Source organism: Betaproteobacteria bacterium, from assembly GCA_016791345.1.
Classification (GTDB): Bacteria; Pseudomonadota; Gammaproteobacteria; order Burkholderiales; family JAEUMW01; genus JAEUMW01.
This window is the reverse complement of the sequence record JAEUMW010000160.1, coordinates 1-7187: the sequence shown is the minus strand read 5'-3', so window position 1 is coordinate 7187 and position 7187 is coordinate 1. Positions and strand designations below refer to the sequence as shown.

Sequence of the window (7187 nt, the reverse complement as noted above, 5' to 3'; positions counted from 1 at the left end):
GAGTTTCCGGAGAACATCAATCTCTTCGGGATGAGCTTCAGCACACCGGGGCCGTGGGGCGTGGCCTTGCAGGGGGAGTACTCGTACCGACCGAACCAGCCGCTCGCATTCGCCGGGCCGGAAGTCCTGCTGGCGGTGCTCGGTGCGCAGAACAGCATCACCGGGACTGCCACGACGATCGTTGGCGGCCGCTCGGTTCCGCTGGCGTTCCTGGTGCCAAACGGCACCGTCATCCGCGGCTATGATCGCGTGGCTCAGCAGCAGCTGCAATCGACGGCGACCAAGGCTTTCGGGCCGACCGTGGGCGCGGAGCAGTTCACGGTGGTGGGCGAGGTTGGCTTCACTTACCTCGATCTGCCATCAGGGCTCTACTTCAATGGTCCCGGCGTGTTCCTTCCCGCACCGGGGTCGAATACGACGACATCGTACGGCTCGTACCAGACCACCGGATATGCCAGCCGCTTCTCATGGGGCTATCGGCTCCTCGGGCGTCTCGACTATCCGAACGCGCTGGGCGCAGCGACGGTGTCGCCGCGGCTCGCATTCGGGCACGACGTGAACGGTGTCAGCCCGACCTTCAACGGCGGCGCGATGTCGCTGACGATCGGCGTCGGTTTCAATTACCGCCAGAACTGGCAGGCCGACATCGCCTACACGAACTACTTCGGCGGCCGCCTGATCGCTGGCATCGATCCCGCCCCGAACTCCGCCCAGAATCCTTTCCCGGCGGGCCAGAGTCGCTATTACGCGAGCAGCACGAATCCGCTCAAGGATCGTGACTTCATCGCGCTCAGCGTGAGTTACTCGTTCTGAAACCTTGTCGAGCAGGGCAGTTTGCCGAGGGGGCCCGATGGTGAAGCGTCGTCTGACATCGAGCGTGATTGCGGGCTGCGCGTTTGCCCTTGTCCTGGCGACGCAGTACGCGCGGGCCGAAGCGACGCCGGACGCACTGGGCAAATCGCTCACGCCGATGGGCGCCGAGAAGGCAGGCAACGCCGCAGGGACTATCCCGGCGTGGGAGGGTGGTCTCACACAGTGCCCTTCCGGGCACCAGCCGGGAAATCACTATCAGAACCCGTTCCCGGACGACAAGCCGCTCCTCACCATCGATGCCGGCAATATGGAGAAGTACCAGGCCCATCTGTCGCCCGGGCAGATGGCGCTCCTCAAGAAGTATCCGACGTGGAAGATGCAGGTCTACCCGACGCGCCGCACCGCGGCGTTTCCCAAGTTGCACTACGACGAGACCATGGCGAACGCGACGCGGGCGAAGCTCGTCGACGGCGGCAACGGGGTTACGGGAACGCAGGGCGGGGTTCCGTTTCCGATTCCCAAGAATGGGCAGGAAGCCATCTGGAATCACCTGCTGCGCTACCGTGGCGATACCTATGCCATGGACTGGAGCCAGGCGGCTGTCACGCGTGACGGGGCGTACACACCGGTGCGCTTCGAGTACGAGTACGACTTCGACTACGGCAACCTCGTCAAGCCGAAGGATCAGCGCACGGAAAACCGTCTCGCCAATTTCCTGCAGACAGTGACGGCGCCGGCGCGGCTCGCCGGCCAGATCCTGCTCATCCACGAGCCGGTCGATCAGGTGAAGGAGCCGCGGCAGGCATGGACCTACAACCCCGGGCAGCGTCGCGTGCGACTGGCGCCGCAGGTTGCCTACGACAATCCGGGCACCGCCTCCGACGGTCTGCGCACCAACGACGATTTCTTCATGTTCACCGGTGCCACCGACCGCTACGACTGGAAGCTCTTGGGGAAACAGGAACTGTACGTGCCCTACAACTCGTACAAGCTGGTGGGCAACGAGCTCAAGTATTCCGACGTGCTGCAGGCGGGTCACGTCAATCCGGATCATGCGCGCTATGAATTGCACCGCGTGTGGGTGGTGGAGGCCACGCTCAAGCCCGGGCAGAGCCATATCTACAAGAAGCGGCGCTTCTACATCGACGAGGACAGCTGGGCGATTCTCGTGACCGACAAGTACGACAATCGCGAGGAACTGTGGCGCGTCGCGGAATCGCACAACATTCAGTTCTGCGACCGGCCGATGTGGTACAACATGGTCGAGGTGCATTCGGATCTGCAGTCGGGCCGTTATCTCGCCATGGGGCTGCGTAACGAAGAGCCGAAAGTGTTCGAGCCGATCAAGCGCGAAGCTTCGGACTTCACGCCCGCCGGATTGCGCGGGATCGGCACCCGCTGACACTCGCCGCTCCGTCCTCGCGGCGCTCAACCGTCGAGCACAACTTGCGGCGCGCCATCTTCCTGATCCTTGTTCTGCTGTGTCCCGTCGCCGTGGGGGGACCGTTGCTGCTCCCGGCGTCGGGCTCCGCCAATCCGCGCATCGACCGGCTGCTGCTGCTCGACGCGGCGCACGCGGGAAAGCGCATCGTCGCCGTGGGCGAGCGCGGTCGCATCCTGCTCTCCGACGACGCGGGCCACAGCTGGCGCTATGCGACCTCACCGACCGAGGCAACGCTCACTGCGGTGTACTTCGTCGACGACCGTCGTGGCTGGGCGGTGGGGCACGATGCGACGATCCTCGTCACGCGAAACGGCGGTGAGACATGGGAGACTGCGCACGCTGCACCGGAAGAGAATGCGCCGCTGCTCGACGTCTGGTTCGCCGATCCCGACCGCGGCATCGCGGTCGGTGCTTATGGCCTCGCGCTCGCGACAAGCGATGGCGGTCGAACATGGGAGCGGATCCGGGTCGAGGACGGCGACCGGCACCTGAACGCGATCGCCGGGTCGAGCGACGGGCGCATCTTTGTCGTCGGCGAATCCGGAACGATTCTCCGGTCAGACGACGGCGGCGGAACGTGGAAGCCGCTCGCGGCACCCTACAAGGGATCGTTCTTCGGCGTGGTGGTCTTGGCGGACGGCAGACCGCTCGTGTTCGGGCTGCGCGGCAAGCTGTTCCTGGGTTCGCCCGAGGGCACTGTCTGGCACGCCGTCGAATCGGGTACCGAAGCGTCCCTGCAGGGTGGCATCGTCACCTCCGGTGACGAGGTACTGCTCGTGGGCAACGACGGCGTCATCCTTTCGGGGCACGTGGCAGGCGGTAGTCTCCATGCACACCGTGCCGCCGACGGCAGGCCGATTGCCGCCGTGCTGCCCGGAGACGCAGGTGAGCTGCTGCTCTTCGGTGAAGGTGGCGTGTCGCGCGCCGCGCGGGCAGCGCCCTGAGCCCGGGAAAGCGCGCCGTGCGCAAGCATGCGTCTGCACGGCACCGTGGCCTCACGGAGCGCATCGCAGCCGGCATCTTCGCCGCGCGCCGCCTGCTTCTCATCATTTTCGTGGCGCTGACCGCAGTGCTCGCCTATTCGGCAACGCACCTCAGGGTGGATGCGGCCTTCAACAAGATGATTCCGCTTCAGCATCCCTACATGAAGGTGTTCACGCAGTACCGGGACGCCTTCGGCGGAGCGAACCGCCTGGTGGTGGCTCTCGTGCCTCATCAGGGTGACATCTTCACACCGGCCTTCTTCGACACGCTCAGGCGCGCAACCGACGATGTGTTTTTCATCTCGGGGGTCGACCGGCCGACCGTCACCTCTCTGTTCACACCGAACGTGCGCTTCATCGAGGTCGTGGAGGAGGGCTTCGCCGGTGGCAACGTGATTCCGGCCGGGTTCACCGGCACCCCGCAGGAGCTCGAAGCGGTGCGCCGGAACATCGTGAAATCGGGCAACGTCGGCCGCCTCGTTGCCAGCGATTTCCGCGGCGCGCTGGTGCGAGCGGAGCTGCTGGAGATCGATCCCAATACCGGTGCGAAGCTGGATTACCAGAGCGTCGCGCGACAGCTGGAGACGTTGCGGGCGAAGTACGAGACGCCAGAACTCGACGTTCACATCATCGGTTTCGTGAAGGCGGTCGGCAACATCGCGGACGGCGCGCGTGGAGTGATCGTCTTCTTCGGCATCGCTTTCCTGGTCACGGCACTGCTGTTCTATTTCTACTCCGACTCGCTACGGCTCACCGCGCTCGGCCTCGTCTGCGCCCTGGTGCCGGTGGTGTGGCTGCTCGGCATTCTCCCTCTGCTCGGCTACGGCATCGACCCGCTGTCGATCCTCGTGCCCTTCCTCATCTTTTCCATCGGCGTCTCCCATGCGGTGCAGATGACGAACGCCTGGAAGCTGGAAGTGGTGCGCGGGCAGATCCCCGAGGGTGCTGCGCGCAATGCGTTCCTCAAACTCTTCGTGCCGGGTGCCGTTGCGCTCATCACCAATGCCCTGGGCTTCATCGTGATGCTCCACGTCGAGATGGCGATCGTGCGCGAGTTCGCGGTCACCGCCAGCCTGGGTGTGCTGCTCATGATCGTCACCAACAAGGTGCTGCTGCCGGTGATGCTGTCCTACGTCGCGCTCGAGGCGGGCGCGCTGCAACGGGCGGGTGCGCGTGGCGGCTGGAGCGATCGACTGTGGTGGAGGCTCGCCGGGACGGTGCGGCGCGGCCCTGCGCTGGGCGTGCTGGCGGTGGCGGTGACGCTCGCCGGCCTGGGTGCGTGGAAGGCGCATGGGCTTCGCATCGGCGATGTTGCCAGCGGCCTGCCGGAACTCAAGGAGGACGCGCGCTACAACCGCGACGTGCGCGCCATCACGGAGCATTTCAGCATCGGGGTCGACGTGCTGTCGGTCATCGTGCAAACGCGCGGGGTGGAAGGCGCCTGCACGGATTTCGCGCTCATGGATGACGTCGAGCGCTTCGAGTTCTTCATGCGACAGGTGGAAGGCGTGCAGTCGGTGCTGGCGCTGCCCGGGCTTGCGAAGACCATCAACGCCGGCTACAACGAGGGAAATCTCAAGTGGCGTGCGCTCTCGCGGGTGCCGGAGATCCTCGCCCAGTCGGTGACGCCGGTGGATACCGGAACCGGCTTGCTCGATCCGGCGTGCAGTGCGCTGCAGGTCATGATCTTCACCCGCGACCATCACGCCGATACCATCGCCCGCATCGTCCGCGCGGTGAAGGAGTACGCGACACGGTACGACGGCGAGCACATCCGCTTCCTGCTTGCGAGTGGCAACGTCGGCGTGATGGCGGCGACCAACGAGGCCGTGGCGGCATCCGAGAAATCGATGCTGGTGTCGATCTTCGCCGCGGTGATGCTCCTGTGCTGGCTGACCTTCCGTTCGCTCGCCGGGATGCTCTGCGTGATCCTGCCGCTCGCACTCGTTTCGCTTCTGTGCAACGCTCTCATGGCGAGCCTGGACATCGGCGTGAAAGTGGCCACGCTGCCAGTCATCGCGCTCGGCGTCGGCGTCGGCGTCGACTACGGCATCTACCTTTACGAGCGCTTCCAGCACGCCCTGCACGAACAGGGCGCGACGATGCGCGAGGCTTTCTACAAGGCGCTGCGCCAGCGCGGCACCGCGGCGGTCTTCACCGCGGTGACCATGAGCGTGAGCGTCGGCACGTGGACGTTCTCCGACCTCAAGTTCCAGTCGGACATGGGCATCCTGCTCGCCTTCATGTTTCTCGTGAACATGCTCGGGGCGGTGTTGCTGCTGCCGGCATTGGCGGCATATCTGCTGCCCGGTCTGCGCGACGAAGGGGATGGGCGATCATGAATCACCTGTGGACCGAAGTCGTGCGCGTCCCGTTCAGCGACATGGACACACTCGGCCATGCCAGCCATATCGCTTACTTCCGCTACATGCAGGAGGCACGTGTCGCCTGGGTGCGCTCGCTTGCCGCGAGATTGCCGCGCGACCATGCACCCGTGGTGGTCGCGGCGAGCTGCAGCTATCTGGCTCCCGTCGTGTACCCGGCGAACGTCGAGATCGAGATGACGGGAGGCGGAGCGGGGCGCAGCAGCTTCGTGCTGCACTACGCGCTGCGCGCGGGGACTACCGGCAACGTTGCGACGGGTGAAACGAGGATGGTGTGGTTCGATCTGATCGGGCAGCGTTCCGCGCCGCTGCCCGATGTCCTCAGGGCGCTTCTCCCCTCGCGCAACGGATGATCTCGCCGCTGCGACCACGGCTCGCCGGGCCCATGAAGTAGAGGTACCAGGGCATCACGCTTTCCACCGCCGGCACTTGCTCGGGCGCCTCCGCCGGGTGGCTTTGCGTCCGCTGCGGGGAACGCACGGGCCCGGGGACGACGAGGTTGATCCGCAGCTGTGGCGTGGATACCCATTCCTCGGCCTGAATCCTGACGAGCGCGGAGAGACCGGCCTTGGCGGCCGCGAACGCACCCCAGAAGGCGGCAGGCGCGAGCCCATGCGTTTCACCGGTCACGATCACGGCGGCATCGGGGGCGGTGGCGAGCAGGGGGGCGCAGGCCCGATTCAGGGCGGCGGGAGCGGCGAGGTTGACGCGCAGGCAGGCAAGCCAGTGTTCGAGGGTGAGGTCGGACAGGCGCTTCAATCCCTCGAACAGGACGGCGCTGTGCAGGATGCCGTCGAGGCGACCCAACTCCGATTCGATGGTGTCGGCGAGACGCTCGAAGTCGGTATCGGCAGCGGTGTTGAGGTCGAGGGGCACCATCGCCGGCTCCGGGTAACCGGCCTGCTGGATGGTTTCGTACACTGCTTCCAGCTTCTTCGGCTTGCGTCCCTGGAGTACGACCGTGGCGCCGTGGGCGGCGTACTCGAGGGCAGCAACCCGCCCGATGCCCTGGCCGGCGCCCGTGACGAGAATCACGCGGCCCTGCAGCAGGTCGCGTGACGGTCGGTAAGCGGATAGCTGGACGGTCTGCTCGGACATGTCGGCTCCGTTCTGAACGTCTTCAGTGTACCGGACGCGCTCAGCGTGCGCGCCACGCGATCCATAGCTTGCGCAGTGGCGTCAGCGTCGTATGGCGGTCGAGCACGCGGCAGCCGTCGATGCGAATCTCCCGCAGCAGCGCGCGGGCGATCGCGGCCAAGGCCAGCACGGGACGCTGTGAAGGGCGGTCGATGGCCGGCAAGTCTCCCAGTGCGGTTGCCAGTCTGCGTTCGATGCGGTCGATCTGATGTTCGACAAGGGCCCGGAAGCGGTCGCTGTACCGCCCGTGAATCAAGTCGGCCGGCGTGACCGAGAAGCGGGCCATTTCGTCCGCGGGCAGGTAAATGCGATCGCGCCGGGCAGCGCGGCCAACATCACGGACCACACAAGCAAGAGCGCATGCCGTCCCGAGATCGCGGACACAGTCGATGGTGCGCGTGTCCCGATACCCGAGAATCTCGGCGG

7 protein-coding genes are annotated in these 7187 nt (G+C 65.7%); 5 read left to right on the top strand and 2 right to left on the bottom strand.

The features are described 5' to 3' along the window. The 5 genes from JNK68_06395 to JNK68_06375 all read left to right on the top strand — a co-directional run. Positions 1–813: DUF1302 family protein (locus tag JNK68_06395; protein MBL8539986.1), on the top strand; the 813-nt coding region annotated here is incomplete at its 5' end. A 37-nt stretch (positions 814–850) separates the two neighbouring features. After that, positions 851–2215: a DUF1329 domain-containing protein gene (locus tag JNK68_06390; protein ID MBL8539985.1), complete on the top strand. Its 1365-nt coding sequence runs from the start codon at positions 851–853 to the stop codon at positions 2213–2215. 44 nt (positions 2216–2259) lie between these two features. Next, positions 2260–3201, top strand: a complete 942-nt coding sequence (locus JNK68_06385) for a hypothetical protein (protein ID MBL8539984.1) — start codon at positions 2260–2262, stop codon at positions 3199–3201. A 62-nt stretch (positions 3202–3263) separates the two neighbouring features. Beyond that, positions 3264–5582 carry an MMPL family transporter gene (locus tag JNK68_06380; protein ID MBL8539983.1) on the top strand — a complete coding sequence of 773 codons (2319 nt, stop codon included), beginning with the start codon at positions 3264–3266 and terminating at the stop codon, positions 5580–5582. Next, positions 5579–5977 (top strand): acyl-CoA thioesterase, encoded by a 399-nt coding sequence (locus JNK68_06375; protein ID MBL8539982.1) that lies wholly within the window; start codon positions 5579–5581, stop codon positions 5975–5977. Before JNK68_06380 ends, JNK68_06375 begins: the two co-directional genes overlap by 4 nt. Here the strand turns inward: JNK68_06375 and JNK68_06370 are convergent. Both JNK68_06370 and JNK68_06365 read right to left on the bottom strand, forming a co-directional pair. After that, positions 5946–6722: an SDR family NAD(P)-dependent oxidoreductase gene (locus JNK68_06370; protein MBL8539981.1), complete on the bottom strand. Its 777-nt coding sequence runs from the start codon at positions 6720–6722 to the stop codon at positions 5946–5948. The two genes, JNK68_06375 and JNK68_06370, sit on opposite strands and share 32 nt — an antisense overlap. Positions 6723–6762: 40 nt before the next feature. Beyond that, the coding region (locus JNK68_06365; protein ID MBL8539980.1) for a squalene/phytoene synthase family protein at positions 6763–7187 on the bottom strand (425 nt) is incomplete at its 5' end.

Bases quoted from the DNA above. Each gene is read 5' to 3' on its own strand.
- JNK68_06370 (MBL8539981.1), bottom strand. From the start codon at position 6,722: ATGTCCGAGCAGACCGTCCAGCTATCCGCTTACCGACCGTCACGCGAC.
- JNK68_06375 (MBL8539982.1), top strand. From the start codon at position 5,579: ATGAATCACCTGTGGACCGAAGTCGTGCGCGTCCCGTTCAGCGACATG.
- JNK68_06390 (MBL8539985.1), top strand. From the start codon at position 851: ATGGTGAAGCGTCGTCTGACATCGAGCGTGATTGCGGGCTGCGCGTTT.